Origin of the sequence: Micromonospora sp. HNM0581 (assembly GCF_012726175.1) — a bacterium.
GTDB lineage: Bacteria > Actinomycetota > Actinomycetes > Mycobacteriales > Micromonosporaceae > Micromonospora.
Map to the genome: position 1 here is coordinate 134529 of NZ_JAASAD010000004.1, position 15777 is coordinate 150305.

15 protein-coding genes are annotated in these 15777 nt (G+C 69.9%); 6 read left to right on the top strand and 9 right to left on the bottom strand.

Annotation, left to right across the window (positions count from 1 at the left end):
* Positions 1–4 precede the first annotated feature (4 nt).
* Positions 5–1522 (bottom strand): glycerol kinase GlpK, encoded by a 1518-nt coding sequence (glpK, locus tag HCA58_RS07905; RefSeq protein ID WP_169597109.1) that lies wholly within the window; start codon positions 1520–1522, stop codon positions 5–7.
* A 220-nt stretch (positions 1523–1742) separates the two neighbouring features.
* Here glpK and HCA58_RS07910 point away from each other — a divergent pair, with 220 nt between their 5' ends.
* From HCA58_RS07910 to smpB, 5 genes are all read left to right on the top strand, one after another.
* On the top strand, positions 1743–2615 hold the full coding sequence (locus tag HCA58_RS07910) for an SDR family oxidoreductase (protein ID WP_169597110.1): 873 nt from the start codon (positions 1743–1745) through the stop codon (positions 2613–2615).
* 62 nt (positions 2616–2677) lie between these two features.
* Positions 2678–3136 (top strand): ATP-binding protein, encoded by a 459-nt coding sequence (locus tag HCA58_RS07915; RefSeq protein WP_169597111.1) that lies wholly within the window; start codon positions 2678–2680, stop codon positions 3134–3136.
* Between the two features lie 71 nt (positions 3137–3207).
* Positions 3208–3747, top strand: a complete 540-nt coding sequence (locus HCA58_RS07920; protein ID WP_169597112.1) for an SCP2 sterol-binding domain-containing protein — start codon at positions 3208–3210, stop codon at positions 3745–3747.
* Positions 3744–5825, top strand: coding sequence for a glycogen debranching N-terminal domain-containing protein (locus HCA58_RS07925; protein ID WP_169597113.1), 2082 nt, complete (start codon positions 3744–3746; stop codon positions 5823–5825). The genes HCA58_RS07920 and HCA58_RS07925 overlap by 4 nt, the downstream gene beginning before the upstream one ends.
* A gap of 35 nt (positions 5826–5860) precedes the next feature.
* The gene (gene smpB / locus HCA58_RS07930) at positions 5861–6352 is read left to right on the top strand and encodes an SsrA-binding protein SmpB (protein WP_169597114.1); all 492 of its coding nucleotides are present in this window, start codon (positions 5861–5863) and stop codon (positions 6350–6352) included.
* A gap of 39 nt (positions 6353–6391) precedes the next feature.
* Here the strand turns inward: smpB and HCA58_RS07935 are convergent, their stop codons facing one another.
* From HCA58_RS07935 to HCA58_RS07945, 3 genes are all read right to left on the bottom strand, one after another.
* On the bottom strand, positions 6392–6805 hold the full coding sequence (locus HCA58_RS07935) for a type II toxin-antitoxin system Phd/YefM family antitoxin (protein ID WP_169597115.1): 414 nt from the start codon (positions 6803–6805) through the stop codon (positions 6392–6394).
* A 41-nt stretch (positions 6806–6846) separates the two neighbouring features.
* Positions 6847–7728: an MHYT domain-containing protein gene (locus HCA58_RS07940; RefSeq protein ID WP_169597116.1), complete on the bottom strand. Its 882-nt coding sequence runs from the start codon at positions 7726–7728 to the stop codon at positions 6847–6849.
* Between the two features lie 172 nt (positions 7729–7900).
* On the bottom strand, positions 7901–10681 hold the full coding sequence (locus HCA58_RS07945) for a DEAD/DEAH box helicase (RefSeq protein ID WP_169597117.1): 2781 nt from the start codon (positions 10679–10681) through the stop codon (positions 7901–7903).
* An 86-nt stretch (positions 10682–10767) separates the two neighbouring features.
* Here HCA58_RS07945 and HCA58_RS07950 point away from each other — a divergent pair, with 86 nt between their 5' ends.
* Positions 10768–11523 (top strand): HAD family hydrolase, encoded by a 756-nt coding sequence (locus HCA58_RS07950; RefSeq protein WP_346775906.1) that lies wholly within the window; start codon positions 10768–10770, stop codon positions 11521–11523.
* Positions 11524–11788: 265 nt separating this feature from the next.
* Here the strand turns inward: HCA58_RS07950 and tatC are convergent, their stop codons facing one another.
* The 5 genes from tatC to HCA58_RS07975 all read right to left on the bottom strand — a co-directional run bounded on the left by tatC (position 11789) and on the right by HCA58_RS07975 (position 15673).
* Positions 11789–12739: a twin-arginine translocase subunit TatC gene (tatC, locus tag HCA58_RS07955; RefSeq protein ID WP_169597118.1), complete on the bottom strand. Its 951-nt coding sequence runs from the start codon at positions 12737–12739 to the stop codon at positions 11789–11791.
* Between the two features lie 18 nt (positions 12740–12757).
* A complete protein-coding gene (tatA, locus tag HCA58_RS07960; protein ID WP_169597119.1) occupies positions 12758–13048 on the bottom strand; it encodes a Sec-independent protein translocase subunit TatA in 291 nt (96 codons plus the stop codon).
* 247 nt (positions 13049–13295) lie between these two features.
* Positions 13296–13544: a hypothetical protein gene (locus HCA58_RS07965; RefSeq protein ID WP_169597120.1), complete on the bottom strand. Its 249-nt coding sequence runs from the start codon at positions 13542–13544 to the stop codon at positions 13296–13298.
* Positions 13545–13554: 10 nt separating this feature from the next.
* Positions 13555–14574, bottom strand: a complete 1020-nt coding sequence (locus HCA58_RS07970; RefSeq protein WP_169597121.1) for a YafY family protein — start codon at positions 14572–14574, stop codon at positions 13555–13557.
* A 109-nt stretch (positions 14575–14683) separates the two neighbouring features.
* The gene (locus HCA58_RS07975; protein ID WP_169597122.1) at positions 14684–15673 is read right to left on the bottom strand and encodes a WYL domain-containing protein; all 990 of its coding nucleotides are present in this window, start codon (positions 15671–15673) and stop codon (positions 14684–14686) included.
* Between the last annotated feature and the right edge of the window lie 104 nt (positions 15674–15777).

The following is a 15777-nucleotide window of genomic DNA, read 5'->3' on the forward strand; positions in this document are numbered from 1 at the left end:
CCGGTCAGCTGACGTCGACCCAGTCCAGCGTGCGTTGCACAGCCTTCCGCCAGCCGGCGTAGCCGGTCGCGCGCTGCTCGGGCGACCACGACGGTTGCCAACGCCGGCTCTCGTTCCAGTTCTCCCGCAGTTCGTCGGTGTCCCGCCAGAATCCGACGGCCAGCCCGGCGGCGTAGGCCGCGCCGAGGGCTGTGGTCTCGGCGACCACCGGACGACTCACCGGCACCCCGAGGATGTCCGCCTGCAACTGCATGCACAGGTCGTTGACGGTCACACCGCCGTCGACCTTCAGGCACTCCAGGCGTACGCCCGAGTCCTGCGCCATGGCCTCGGCCACGTCACGACTCTGGTAGCAGATGGCCTCCAGGGCTGCCCGCGCGATGTGCGCGTCGGTGTTGTAGCGGGACAAGCCGACGATCGCGCCCCGGGCGTCGGAGCGCCAGTAGGGCGCGAAGAGACCGGAGAAGGCCGGCACGAAGTACACCCCGCCACTGTCGTCGACCTGGCGGGCGAGACTTTCGATCTGCGCCGCACTACTGATGATCTTGAGTTGGTCACGGAGCCACTGCACGGCCGATCCGGTGACGGCGATGGAACCCTCCAGCGCGTAGACCGGCGGCTGACCGGCGAACCGGTAGCACACCGTGGTGAGCAGCCCCGCCTCGGAGCGGACGATCTCCGGCCCGGTGTTGAGCAGCATGAAGTTACCCGTGCCGTAGGTGTTCTTCGCCTCACCGGCAGCGAAGCAGACCTGCCCGACGGTGGCTGCCTGCTGGTCGCCGAGGTCCGCGGTGATTGGGACCGTGCCGGCGAACGGGCCGTTGGCCAGCGTGACGCCGTAGGCGCCCGGGTCGGACGACGGGACGATCCGGGGGAGCATGGCGCGGGGGATGCCGAAGATGGACAACAGCTCGTCGTCCCAGTCCAGGGACTCCAGGTTCATCAACATGGTCCGACTGGCATTCGTGGGGTCGGTGACGTGGGTGCCGCCGTCGACGCCACCGGTGAGGTGCCACAGCAACCAGGTGTCGGTGTTGCCGAAGATCGCTTCACCACGTTCGGCGGCCACCCGCACCCCGTCGACGTTCTCCAGGATCCACTGGATCTTGCCCCCGGAGAAGTACGTCGCCGGCGGCAGGCCGGCCCGACGCCGGATGGCCTCGCCCCGCCCGTCACGTTCCAGTGCCGAAGCGATCCGATCGGTCCGGGTGTCCTGCCAGACGATGGCGTTGTAGTACGGCCGGCCGGTGCGCCGGTTCCACACGACGGTCGTCTCCCGCTGATTGGTGATACCGAGGGCTGCCAGGTCACCCGCGGCCAGGCTGTGCGTGTTCAGCGCCGTACGCACCACCGTCTGGGTGCGTTCCCAGATCTCCAGCGGGTTGTGCTCGACCCAGCCCGCCCGCGGCAGGATCTGCTGGTGTTGGAGTTGGTGGCGGCCGACCTCGTTGCCAGCATGGTCAAAAATCATGAACCGGGTGCTGGTGGTGCCCTGATCCACGGCGCCGACGAAATCAGCCATGCGGTTCTCCTCGTCCTGGTCCTCACTGCGGTACGGCCTCGGGGTAGATCCTTCCCGATCTCCACACCGCTCACCACGGACAGCTGGCGCTTTGCGACGACGCGACGAACCCGCCAAGCGCCGACCGGCACCGGATGGGTCGGCCGGCAAGAGGCCCGGTACCGTTCGGCAGACCACCGACGGGTCGCCGCTGGCGGCGACCGGGACCAGGAGGACAGCCATGCGGTTGGATCTACGCGACCGGACCGTCCTGATCACCGGAGCGGCACGGGGAATCGGTGCCCAGCTGGCCCGGGCAGCCGCGGCCCGGGGAGCCCGAGTCGCTCTGGTCGGTCGGGAACCGGTGCTGTTGCAGCAGGTCGCCGCCGAGGTGGAGGGGCACTGGTACGAGTGCGACGTCACCGACCAGGCCGGGGTGGACGACGCAGTCGCCTCGACCCTGCAACGCTTCGGCGCCATCGACGTGGTGGTGGCCAACGCCGGTATCGCCAACATCGGCACCGTGTCCACCGGTGCGGTCGACGCCCTGGCCCGCACCATCGAGGTGAATCTGACAGGTGTGGTCCGTACGGTGAGCGCGACACTGCCACACGTACGCGCAGCCCGGGGCCATGTCCTGCTGGTCTCGTCGGCGGCTGCCTTCGCCGCCATGCCGGGGATGGCGGCGTACTGCGCATCGAAGGCCGGGGTCGAGCAGTTCGGCAACGTGCTGCGGCTGGAGAACCGCCGGCAGGGACTGACCGTGGGCACCGCGCACCCGAGCTGGATCGACACCGACCTGGTACGCGACCTCCGCGACGACCTCGACTCGTTCCGCACCGCGCAGCGCAGGCTGCCCTGGCCGCTGAACAGTGTGGTCAGCGTCGAGCAGTGCGCCGAGGCGCTGCTGCGCGGCATCGAGGACCGACGACGCAAGGTGTACGTGCCGCGGTCCATCGCCGTGGTCCAGGCGCTACGCCCGGTGCTGCTCAGCGGGTTCGCCGACCGGCTGGTCGACCGGTTCGGCGGCACGGAACTGGCCGAGCGGATGGAGGCGGAGGCACCCCGCCTCGGCCGGTCCTTCGGCCGGTCGTCGGCGGAGGCCGGGCGGTAGCGCCCGGATGTTTGCCCCTTGGCAAAGGTCGCGGATGCACGAGGACGACGTAATCTGCCTGCATGAACAACCTCGGCCCGCCGGATTCCTGGGACTCCCACGGCCCGGCCCCCGGCGACGGCGAGGCGACCCCACTGCTGTCCGAGTCGTTCACCGCACAGACCGTCACGGCGCTGCGGCACCTGCTCACCGCCCGGGTGAGCGCCGCCGGTCTCACCGGCGACGTGGCCGAGGATCTGGTCCTCGCCGTGCACGAACTGGTCACCAACGCAGTGCTGCACGGTGGGGGCCGAGGGCGCCTCGACGTTTTCCGGCGTGCCGACCTGCTGGTCTGTGAGGTCACCGATCACGGGGACGTACGCGGCGGGGACCTGCCGATGAATCTACCGGCAACGAACACCCCTGGCGGCCGGGGCCTCTGGCTCGCCCATCACCTGACCGGGGCGCTGACGATCACCCGCCGCCCTGACGGTCTGACCGCGACCGTCACCGCTCACCTGCGTGGGGAACCGACCGGCTGATCCACGCCGGAAGGTGAACCAGTCGCCACAGAACAGCACCAGAACGGATCTAAGCCACTAGCATCACGATGGTGGAGGAGTTCGACAGGCGTCCCGCCGCCGGCTCGGGCCAGTCCGATATCAGCTCCCGTCGGCCGGCAGGGCCCCCAGACGGCGCCGAGATACCGCAGGCGGTGCGCGACTTCTTCGACGGTCTCGCCGAGGGTGGAGGGCGGATACTCCGCAACGTCTCCGGCACCGTTCGTTTCGACCTGGAATACCCGGGCCGGGTCGACCACTGGCTGGTGAGCATCGACCAGGGACGGGTCACGGTGTCGTGTGACGGTGTGGTCGACGCGGACACGGTGATCTACGCCGACGCGCGGCTCTTCCTCCGGATGGCCCGTGGTGAGCTCAAACCCCTGCCCGCCTGGCTGCGCAACGACTTCACCGCCGATGGCGAGTTCCGTTTCGTCATCATGCTGGAACGGATGTTCGCGCCACCGCCCGACGGCCACCATCCCCGCGAAGTGGCCGCCCGCGGACGCAACCGGGCGCTGGCCGAATCCCGACCGTCACCGTCGTCGCCGGGCAAGACGGTACCTCCGGCCGGCGGCGGAGAGCACCGGTGAGGAAGCTAGTCCGCATCCTCGACGGCAACATCTTCGCGTTGAGCGAAGACAACGGTGACATGGTCTTCAGCCCCAAGAATCCAAGTGGCTTCTTCGCCTTCGACACCCGCTTCCTGTCGACCTGGCGGCTCAGTCTCGACGGGGAGCGGCTACACCCACTTGCCGTGCACGAACCGAGCTACTACGAGATCCGTTTCTTCCTCGTCCCCGGCCATCCGACCCACTACGTCGACGCGAAGGTCTCGGTGATCCGAGACCGGTGGATCTCCGACAGTGCCTTCCTGGAACGACTCACCGTACTCAACCACACGAACACCGCCGTGGAATACGTCATGCGCATCGACGTGGACAGCGACTTCGCCCCGGTCTACGACGTGATCTGGCCGCACGGGTCCGCCCTGCGCGGCTACCGCGAGGTGTCGAGCGAAGGTCTTCGACTCGGTTACCGGCGGGAGAAGTTCCACCGGGTCGCCGAAATCTCGGCAAGCGAACCGGCAGTGTTCGACGAACGGGGACTGACCTTCCGGATCCAGGTCGAGCGGCAGGGCCGATGGAGCACCACGCTGCGGGTGAAGGGACAGGTGCTGCGTCCGGACGGCGCGGACGTCCGGGACCGGCTACGGCACCCGCACGGCAACCTGGACGCCGCGTTGCGCCAGGACCTGAGAGAGTGGATCTCCGAAGCCCCCCGGCTGCACTGCGACTGGGAGTCCTTGTGCACGACATACCAGCGAGGGCTGGTGGATCTGGCCGGTCTACGCTTCTCTCCGCTGGCGCTACCCGACGAAACCATGCTCGCCGCCGGGCTGCCCTGGTCGGCCACCATCATCGGCCGCGACAACATCCTCGCCTGTTACCAGACACTGCCCTTCGTACCCCGGATGGCGGCCACGACACTACGCCTGCTGGCGCTGGACCAGGGCACCGTGCTCGACGACTTCCGGGACGAGGAACCCGGCAAGATCCTCAATGAGTTCCGGTACGGGGAGATGGCCGCCTTCGAACATCGTCCCCAGTCCCCGTACTACGGCGGAGCCGATGTCACGCCCCTGTTCATCGTGCTACTCGACGAGTACGAGCGTTGGACCGGCGACGCCGCGTTGGTGCGGGCTCTGGAGGACTCCGCCCGCGCCGCACTGCGCTGGATCGACGAATTCGGCGACCTGCGCGGAGACGGCTACCTCTGGTACCAGCCACGTAACGACGAGAGCGGGGCGCAGAACCACTGCTGGAAGGACACCCCGGAAGCGATCTGCTACCGGGACGGCCGGCTGCCGGGGCTGCCCCGCGCCACCTGTGAGCTACAGGGCTACGCGTACGACGCCAAGCGGCGTGGGGCCCGACTGGCCCGCGAGTTCTGGGGCGACCCGGCGTACGCCGATCGCCTGGAACGAGAGGCCGACGAGCTCAAACAGCGGTTCAACCGGGACTTCTGGATCGACGGGGACGGGTACTTCGCGCTGGCGCTCGGCCCCGACGGCGATCAGGTGGACGCACTTGCCTCGAACATGGGGCACCTGCTGTGGAGCGGCATCGTGGACCACTCCCGGGCGGCCACCGTCGCCGACCACCTGCTCGGTCCACGGCTCTTCTCCGGCTGGGGGGTACGGACGCTGGCGACCGGACAGACCAGCTACAACCCGCTCGGCTACCACCTGGGTACGGTGTGGCCCTTCGACAACGCACTCATCGCCTGCGGGCTGCGCCACTACGGTCTCGCCCACCACGCGGGAATCATCGCCGAGGCCATCATCGAAGCGTCCCAGCACTTCGCCGGTCGGGTCCCCGAGGCGTTCGCCGGCTACGACCGCGACCTGACCCGCTACCCGGTGCCGTACCCGGCCGCGAACAGCCCCCAGGCGTCCGCTACCGGCGCCACGTTCCTGCTGCTACGTTGCCTGCTCGGCCTGGAGCCGTACGGCGAACACCTGGTGGTGCACCCGGCGGTCCCGGCCCGTTTCGGCCGGATCGAGCTGCTGGACATCCCCGGCCGCTGGGGGCGCAAGGACGCGATCGGCAACGCACGCGTCGACACGCCGGCAGCTCCCGGTGACCAACGGTGGCCAGCTGCGGGATGAGCGGCGGGACGTCCAGCGCGGCTATCCTTCCGCAGATGGGCACCTCCCCCAGCACCGAGCGGACGCTCGTCGCGTCGAACCGTCGAGCCCGCCACGACTACACAATGCTCAAGACGTACGAGGCTGGCATCGTGCTCGCCGGCACCGAAGTCAAATCGCTGCGGGCGGGTCGCGTCTCACTGGTGGACGCCTTCGCGCAGGAACACGACGGCGAGATCATGCTGTACGGCCTGCACATCGCCGAGTACGGCTACGGCAGCTGGACCAACCACGCCCCCCGGCGCACCCGCAAGCTGCTGCTGCGCCGGGTCGAGATCGCCCGGATCCTCGACCGGACCCGCGAAGGCGGGATCACCCTGGTGCCGCTGTCGATGTACTTCACCGGCGGCTGGGCGAAGGTCGAGCTGGCGCTGGCCAGGGGACGCCGGTCGTACGACAAGCGGCAGGTGCTCGCCGAACGCGACTCGAACCGGGAGATCGCCCGTGAGCTGGGCCGGCGGCTCAAGGGCCGCCCGAACCGAGGCTGAGCCGTGACTCATGACCGGATCGTGCCGACCACGGACCGCTCAGCTGGCAAGCAGGTCGGCGTGGGCCGCGCGTAACCGGGTCAGCGCCGGATCGGTGCCCGGCGGAAAACGGCGATCCAACTCGGCCCAAACCTCGGCGAGTGCCGTGGTCACCGACCGCAGCTCGGCGGCGTGCCGGCGCCCACTCCGCTGCCGCTGGGCGTCCAGACGCCGCGACCAGCCGGCAGTGACCTCGGCCAGCCGGCCGGCGTCGGCACGGGCCTGCGCGGCGGTGCGGGCGGCCGACGCCGGCACGATCGCCGCCACCGGACGTGGATCACCGTCGCGGGTGACGACCGTGACGGTGTCGGTCAGTTCCGCCATGGCGACAAGTTGGCTGAGTCGGGTGCGCGCCTCGCGGAGAGGCAACGAGCGCGCCTGATCGTTTCGCGGAGTGAGGGCGGGGACAGCCATGAATACATGGTCGGTGTCGGGTACGACACTTTCCGCGATCGTCAGCGTGACGGATGGTCCCGACGCGAGGGGAACTGCGCGCCGGGCCGGGCCAGCAGCGACTGGGCGCGCAGGCCCACCGGATCGGGGGCGCCGACCTCGGGCGCGGGTACGGCCAGCGCCGACTGCGGGTCTGGGTACCCGAACGCCGGCCGGTCGTCGCCGGTAGGCGCGGCGAGCAGCGCGTACACCAGGCCGACCACACCAAAGATGACGAGCAGCACGATCGGGATCAGCAACGTGCCGACACCAGCCCCGGTGGTCTCACCGCGTTCCTCGTGCAGGTGCACCGACAGGGCACTCATCCCGGTGAAGTGCATCCCGTTCACCGCCACCCCCATCACCAGCGCCGAAGCGAGAATCGCCGCCCCCCTGCGGACGGTCACCGCGAGCCAGAGTGCGATGGTCGCCGCGACCACCGCGATCAGTATCGACAGCCCGACCCGGAGGTCGTCGTAGAGCAATCGGCCGTCCAGCCGCATCGCGGCCATACCCATGTAGTGCATCGCCGCCACCCCGGAACCAGTGAACAGGCCACCACCGAGAATCCGCCACACCGAAAGCCCGCCGGTACCCACGATCGCCAACCCGATGCCGACCGCCAGCACCGCGATCAGCGCACTGGCCACGGTGATCGGCACGTCGTACCGGATGCGGGAACCGGACACGGCGAACCCCATCATTGCCATGAAGTGCATGGTCCAGATCGCGGTGCCACCCAACGCCCAGGCAGACAGCGAACCCCACCACAATTTCTGTCCCGTACTGGTGGACGTACGAACGAGACCGGCACAGACCAGCCCCAGTATCGAACCGAGCACCGACAGCGCGTAGCTGAGCGCCGGTGTGATCCAGCCATACTCGAAATGATTGATCTCCGCCACGTGGGCTCCCCCCAGAGCTGCTACCGACGCGTAGGACACACGCCGATAACATGATCCGGGACCCTCTCACCAGGCACAACACCGCACCCTGGTAATTTTGCGCAGGTCACGCCGCAGCAACGTCCGCCACCCTGAGGCGTCGGCTGCGGCGCGGGACCCGGGAGACGCCGGATCAGGCTGGCACGTGGTACGCCAGCACACCCCGGTTGACGGCGTTGATCGCCTGCCGCGCGGTAGCCCGCAGCTCGGTCGAGGCACCACCGGAATCGGCGAGCTGACCGAGCAGGTCAACCACCTGGCGGGCCCAGCGGACGAAGTCCCCGGCCGGCATCTCACCGTCCAGCTCGTGCCCGCTGGCCAGCACCTTCGCCAGCGCCTCTCCCCGGGCCCAGCGGTAAACCGGCCAGGCGAAGCCGAGATCCGGCTCGCGGGTCACCGCCAACCCACGCGACGCCTCCTCGGCCTCAATCTCACTCCACAGCTTGAGGGTCGCATCAACCGCCTCGGCGACCGCGCCGCGCGGCAGCGAGGCCCGCTCGTCGACGTCCCGACGGGCCTCGAAGACCACCACCGACACCGCGGCAGCCAGCTCGGCCGGGGACAGCCCGTCCCACACCCCACGCCGCAGGCACTCGGCCACGAGCAGATCGGCCTCCGTCCAGATCCGCCCCAGCATCCGGCCGGCATCGGTGACCACACCGTCGACGGCGAGGTAGCCCCGGGCGGTGAGCAGCGCCACGATCCGGTCGAAGGTACGCGCCAGAGACCCCGTACGACCGGCCACCCGATCCCGCAGCTCCTCGGTTTCACGCTCCAGACGGCGGCGACGCTCGGCCCAGCGGGCGTGCTCCTCCCGCTCCGGGCACGCATGGCAAGGGTGCCGACGCAGTTCGGTACGGAGCTGACCGAGCTGGTGATCCTCCCCCGACTGCCGTCCCCGGGCACCCCGTCGGGAGTGCCGGTCCAGGCCGGTGCCGCTCACCTGGGCCGCCAGATCACGCCGCGCCGCCGGATTGCGGTGGTTGAAGTGCTTCGGCACCCGGATCCGGGCCAGCACCTCCGCCGGGGTGGAGAAGTCACCAGGGCTGATCCGCCCAGCCCAACGGTCCTGCGTGAGCACCAGCGGGCGTGGCTCGCTGAAGCCTCCGGCCGCCGGGTCGAGCACCACCGCCAAGCCCGCCCGGCGGCCGGTCGGCACCCGGATCACATCACCGACCCGCAGCCGCTCCAGCGCTGCCACTGCCGCCGCCCGACGCTGACTCTGCCCCTGCCGGGCAATCGCCCGCTCCCGATCACCGATGGCGACCCGCAGCGCGAAGTACTCGTCGAAGTCACCGTGGTGGCACTCCGACTCGGCGCCGTACGCCTCGATGGTCTCGGTGTTGCGCTGCACCTGCCGGGCCAGGCCGACCACCGAACGGTCCGCCTGGAACTGCGCGAACGACGACTCCAGCAGCGCCCGGGCCGGCTCCGTGCCGACACTGCCGACCAGATTCACCGCCATGTTGTACGACGGTCGGAAGCTGGACCGCAGCGGATACGTCCGGGTGGAAGCCAGCCCCGCCACGTGGCGGGGATCGGTTTCCGGGGACCACACCACCACGGCGTGCCCCTCCACGTCGATGCCACGGCGACCGGCTCGCCCGGTGAGCTGGGTGTACTCCCCCGGTGTCAGGTCGACGTGCGCCTCGCCGTTGTACTTCACCAGGCGTTCCAGCACCACGCAACGGGCCGGCATGTTGATGCCCAGGGCCAGGGTCTCGGTGGCGAAGACCGCCTTGACCAGCCCTCGGACGAACAACTCCTCCACCACCTCCTTGAACGCCGGCAACATCCCCGCATGGTGAGCGGCGAGCCCGCGTTCCAGGCCGTCGAGCCACTCCCAGTAGCCGAGCACCGACAGGTCCTCACCGGGGATCGCGGTCACCCGGGACTCCACCACACGGCGGATCTCCGCACGTTCCTCAGGCGAGGTGAGCCGCAGCCCGGCAGCGAGGCACTGCTGCACCGCCGCGTCGCAACCGGCCCGGCTGAAGACGAACAGGATCGCCGGCAGCAGCCCGTCGCGGTCCAGCCGGTCGACGATGTCCGGGCGCAGCGGCCCCCGCCAGCGGGGGCCGCGCCGGCCGGCACCGTAACCGGCGGACCGCCCCTCACCGAGATCCAGCCGACGCATGGTGTCCCGGGTGTAGCGCAGCAGCTCCGGGTGCACATCGTGTTTCCGGGCTGCGGCGGCGTCGTGGAACAGGTCGAACATCCGCTTGCCGACCAGCATGTGCTGCCACAACGGCACCGGCCGGTGCTCGCTCACCACCACGGTCGTCTCGCCCCGGACCGTGATCAGCCAGTCGGCGAACTCCTCGGCGTTGGACACCGTCGCCGACAGCGACACCAGGGTCACCGAGGCGGGCAGGTGGATGATGACCTCCTCCCACACCCCACCGCGGAACCGGTCGGCGAGGTAGTGCACCTCGTCCATCACCACGTAGGCCAAGCCGTCGAGGGTGGCCGAGCCCGCGTACAGCATGTTGCGCAGCACCTCGGTGGTCATCACCACCACCGGGGCGTCGCCGTTGATGGCGTTGTCGCCGGTGAGCAGCCCCACCTGCTCGACGCCGCACCTGTCGACCAGGTCGTGATACTTCTGGTTGGACAGCGCCTTGATCGGCGTGGTGTAGAAGCACTTGCGCCGGGCCCCATCGGGCGGGCCCGGTCGCCCGGGAGCACCCCGCAACGCCAAGTGTACGGCGAACTCGCCGACCACCGTCTTACCGGCCCCGGTCGGCGCGCAGACCAGCACACCACTGCCCCGTTCCAGGGCCTGACACGATTCCCGTTGGAAGTCGTCGAGGTCGAACCCCAGGTCAGTGGTGAACTCTTCAAGTGCCGGGAACTGAGCGGCCTGGACGGCCCGGCGGCGCGCCGCGGCGTACCGCTCGGCGGGGCTCGACATGTCCCCAAGATTAGTGCGTGCCTCCGACGAGCACCCGGCAAGGCCGAGCGCGAGGGCGTTCGGAGCGGGTCGGTAGGGTGCACGACGTGCCGGATCATGCCGAACCGACCAGCCCCGTGCCCGACGCCGACGGTCAGGGCCCGTCCCGTCGGCGGGTGCGGGCGGTGCTGTTCGACTTCCACGGCACGCTGGCGCAGGTGGAGGAACCCCGCACGTGGGTGCTGGCCGCCGCGTCGGCGTGCGGCGTGGACCTCGACCGTACCCGCGCCACCGCCCTGGCCGACCGGCTCCTCACCGCTGGCCGCGCCGGTGGGCCGCTGCCCGCCCGGGTGCCGCCCCACCTGGCCGAACTGTGGGCCGACCGGGACCTCTACGAACACGCCCACCGGGGCGCCTACACCGGGTTGGCCGAAACGGTCGACGCCGGCATCGACGGCTTCGCCGAAGCCCTGTACGAGCGGCTGCTGGTGCCGCAGGGGTGGGTGCCCTACCCCGACACCGCGCCGACCCTCGCCGCGCTGCGCGGTGCCGACGTCAAGGTGGCCGTGGTCAGCAACATCGGTTTCGACATCCGGCCGTTCTTCGACGCCTGGGGCCTCGCCGACCTGGTCGACGCGCACGTCCTGTCGTACGAGGTGGGACGCTGCAAGCCCGATCCGGCGATCTTCTGGCGCGCCTGCGGGATGCTCGGTGTCGACCCGGAGGACTCACTCATGGTCGGCGACACCCCCGCTGACGCCGGTGCCGTCGCCGCCGGCTGCGCCGCTCTGATCCTCCCCGCCGCCGACCCCGGCCGCCCCAACTCCCTCGGCTCCGTCCTCAACCTCCTCGCCACCCCCTGACAATCGCGATCATGCAGTCGTGGCACCTGACAAGTCCACGACGCGGCATTGGTCAGGTGCCACGGTCGCATGATCGTCAGGGAGTGGCGAGGGCTGGATGAGGGTCAGTGGAGCCCGCCCGGACCGGTGCCAGCGTGACCGTGCGCCGTCCGGTGGGCCGCAGCCGTCCCGTAGACGAGCGGCGGCCAACCGCCCGGATGACACGGCCTGCGGACGCCACCGGCGTGGCAACCCGCAGGCCGTCGAGGATCCGAACCGGTACCGGTCAGGTCACATCGTCGTAACGTCGGTCGATCGGAGTCGGCGCGTCCACAGGCGCGGGGGCCTCGATCGGCGCACTCACGTCAACCCGCTGCCCCGCCTCGACCGGCTCCCGGTCGAACTCCAGCGGAGACACCTCGTCGTCGTCGATGCCGGCGTAGACCTCCTTACCCCGCCCGCGACGCTTGTCGTTGAGGAACGCGACACCGACCGCGGCGAAGTAGAGCGCACACAGGCACAACGCCAACGCGGTCATGCCGAACGGATCCGGCGTGGGGGTGACCACCGCAGCGAAAGCGAAGAAGGCGAACACCGCGACCCGCCACCAGCTGAGCAGCCGTTTCGCGCTGGCGATACCGACAAAGTTGAGCATCAACACGATCAGCGGAAACTCGAACGCCACCCCGAACATCAGGATCAGGTTGGTGATGAACGATATGTAGCGAGTGATGTCGAGGGTGGTGTTGATGTCGTCGCCGGAGACCTGCAGAAGGAACTCCAACCCCTTCGAGGCGACGAAATAGGCCAGCACCGCTCCCGCGGCGAACAACGGTGCCGCCAGACCGGTGAAGACATAGGCGTACCGACGCTCGTGCCGGTGCAGGCCCGGAGCGATGAACGCCCAGAGCTGGTAGAGCCAGACCGGCGCGGCGAAAATCAGGCCGACCCAGAGACCGATCTTCAGATTGAGCAGGAAAAGGTCAGCCGGACCGAGCTGAACGAAGTTGCATCGGCCGTCGGCGAGCTGACTGCCGGGCAGCTGACAGTACGGCTGGGACAACAGCTCACGTACCGGCCCGGCCAGCCAGATCCCGACGCCGAAGCCGACCAGAATGGCAAGCGACGCCTTGAACAGACGATTGCGCAACTCGCGGACATGCTCGATGAGAGTCATCGAGCCGTCGGCGGCCCGCTCGAAGTCGCTCGGTCCACGCTTGCGGAGTCCGAAGGCCACAGCTACCGGACCCAGCGGTCAGTTCTCGCGGACGCGCTGCACCGGGTCGACGACCGGTTGCTGCACGGTGCCCTGATAGGGCTGCTGCGGCGGCGCCGGCTGCGACGGCGGGTGCGGCTGGTAACCGGCCTGCGCGTCGGCTTTGCTGGCGAGATCGCGGTCGTCGTCGGCCAGGCTCTTCGTCTCGGCCTTGATGATCCGCAGCGAACGACCGAGGGACCGGGCGGCGTCGGGGAGCCGCTTCGCGCCGAAGAGCAGGATCAGCACGACCACGAGTACGGCGATGTGCCACGGCTTGAGGGCACCCATGTGAAGCTCCAGACACTTGTGCCAACGGGGGTGTTCTGCAGCCCATCGTACGTGCGACGCAGGCCGTTGCCACCCGCCGGGGCGGTGGTGGTTTCCCCCCGGCCGGTGAAGTCTCGACCAACCACGAGTGTCCCGTCAACCAGGCGCCTGAATGATCCTGCGCGAAGTACCGACACCTCGATCAGCGGCACGCACAGTGTGCGCAGGAATGCGCACCGCAGTTCGTCGCCGAACGAACGTGCAGCCCTCAATCGCCGCGACGGGCCTGGATCACCGCGAGCCGCTGCTGAGTCGTCTCCAGCCGCTCCTGCAACCCCTCCGCCCGCTCCTGGAGACTCTCCGCCGCATCACGCAGCGTCGCCGCCTCATCGGCGCGCCGTTGCAACGCCAGTGCCGCCCGGCGTAACCGGGGCAACCGCGCCACCACGGGTCGTACCGCCAGCACGAGCAGGACCAACGGCACCAACACCAGCGCGAGCACGATCCACTTCACCACGCAGGCCAGCCTACTGCCTGTCGTCGGCCGCCGCCGGGTCCGCGCCGGCCGGCACCGGCTGCGCGTACGCCTCCAGGGCCGCCACCGCCGACTCGTGGACCTGCCCGGCCAACTCGGACGGTGCCACCACCTCGACGTCCGGGCCGAGACCCAGCACGAACCGGCGGGCCCAACCGAGATCGGTCACGCGCAACGACACCAGCCACCACTCGCCGTCGGACTCGACCCGCTCACACGGGTAGTACTCGGTGATCCACCGCTGCCCCCGGCCGACCCGCAACGTGATCAGCGGCAGGTCACCAGAGGGCCGGAACGCCCCCTGACGCAGATCGTGCGGCTGGGCCTGAGGCGGTACCACAGCCGGCTCGGCCAGCTCGGAAACCGCGTCGATCCGGTCGGCCCGGAACAGTCGCACCGCCTCGGCCCGGCGACACCACGCCTCCACATACGTCCGGCCACCCACCATCAGCACCCGCAACGGGTCGACGATCCGTTCGGTGGTCTCGTCACGGGCAGGCGTGTAATACCTGATCCGCAGCGCACGGCCACCCTCCACCGCAGCCCGCAACTGTTCCACCCGCCCCGTGTCACCGGGCGGATGGACCTCCACGGGCGCGGCGACCAGGTCGCCGGCCGCGTCCTCGATCTTCGCTAGAGCCCGCTCGACGGCCTCCCGGTTCGCCACACCTGCGGTCTCGGCCAGCATCCGCAGCGCCACCACCAGCGCCAACGCCTCATCCGGAGTGAGTCGCAGCGGCCGGTTGATGCCCGCATCGTAGGTGATGGTCACCCGGTCACCGTCGAACGCCATGTCGATCAGGTCACCCGGCCCGTACCCGGGCAGCCCACAGACCCAGAGCAGCTCCAGATCCTCCCTCAGCTGCCGCTCGGTGACACCCAGGTCACCGGCGGCCTCGGCGATCTCGATGCCGGGCCGGGCGAGGAGGTACGGCACCAGGTTCAACAGCCGGGCCAACCGGTCCGCCGAGGCTCGAGAACCCGTACGCACCGACGAACGGACCGCACTCATCAGTTCCGCCCTCCGCTCGTGACTGCGGGGCTCGCAAGCTCACTCCTCGCACTCACCGGGCCCGCCCTCCGCTCGTGACTGCGGGGCTCGCAAAGCTCACTCCTCGCACTCACCGGGCCATCGCCAGGGTGTCGTGTCGGGCGGCGATCTCCTTGAGCCGCTGGATGACCGCCTCCCGAACCTCGGGTGGGTCGATCACCCGCACGTCCGGCCCGTAGCCGACGAGCTGACCCGCCAGCGCGCAGGCGTCACCGTACGGCAGGACCAACCGGTCCGCGTCCGGCCCGGCAGTGACCTCCACCGCCCAGCGACGCAAACCGGCGGCCCGCCCAGGAGCGGCCAGCACGACGGCCCGTCCAGCCCGCTCGGCCGGGCCGGACCAGCGGGCCACATGACTGATCAGATCGACCCCGGCCGGGGGCTGATACGCGCCCGGCCCACCGGTGGCCCGTACCGGTCCCACCACCCGCGACAGCCGGAAACACCGGGTGGCGTCACGATCCAGGTCGTGGCCGACCACGTACCACCGGCCCCGCCAGCAGACGACCCCCCACGGATGCAGCCGACGCCGGGCCGGGGCGTCACGGTCCGGCACCCGGTAGTCGAAACGAACCTCCCGCCGGTCGCGGGCAGCCGCGGTCAGCGGCGCGAACGCCGGGTCGACCGTGACCATCGGCTCCAGCCCGAGGGTGGCCTGCGGATCCACATCCACGCCGGCGGCGCGCAGCTTCGCCAGCCCTGACGAGGCGGCAGCGGCCAAGCCGGCGTGCTGCCACAGTCGCGCGGCGATACCGACCGCGGCGGCCTCGTCCGGGCGGAGCGGAATGTCGGGCAACGCGTAGTCGCGGCGCGCGATCCGGTAGCCGGGCTCCGTGTCGAAGACACTCGCCGTGCCCGTTTCCAGTGGTACGCCCAGCTCCCGCAGCTCGGCCTTGTCCCGCTCGAACTTACGCTGGAACGCCTCGTGCTCACGGGCGTCGTCGGGATCGTGTCCATAACCGGGCACGGTCGCGGCGACCTGCGCGGCGGTCAGGAACCGCCGCGTGGAAAGCAGGCAGATCACCAGGTTCACCAGGCGTTCAGTGCGGCTGCGCGACACCCCGTAGACGCTAGCAGCCCTCCCCCCACCCAGCAGCACCCCCGCCGCCCACCCGCCCCCACGCCGCACCCGCCACAACCGCATGATCGGCGGCAAAGAACCCG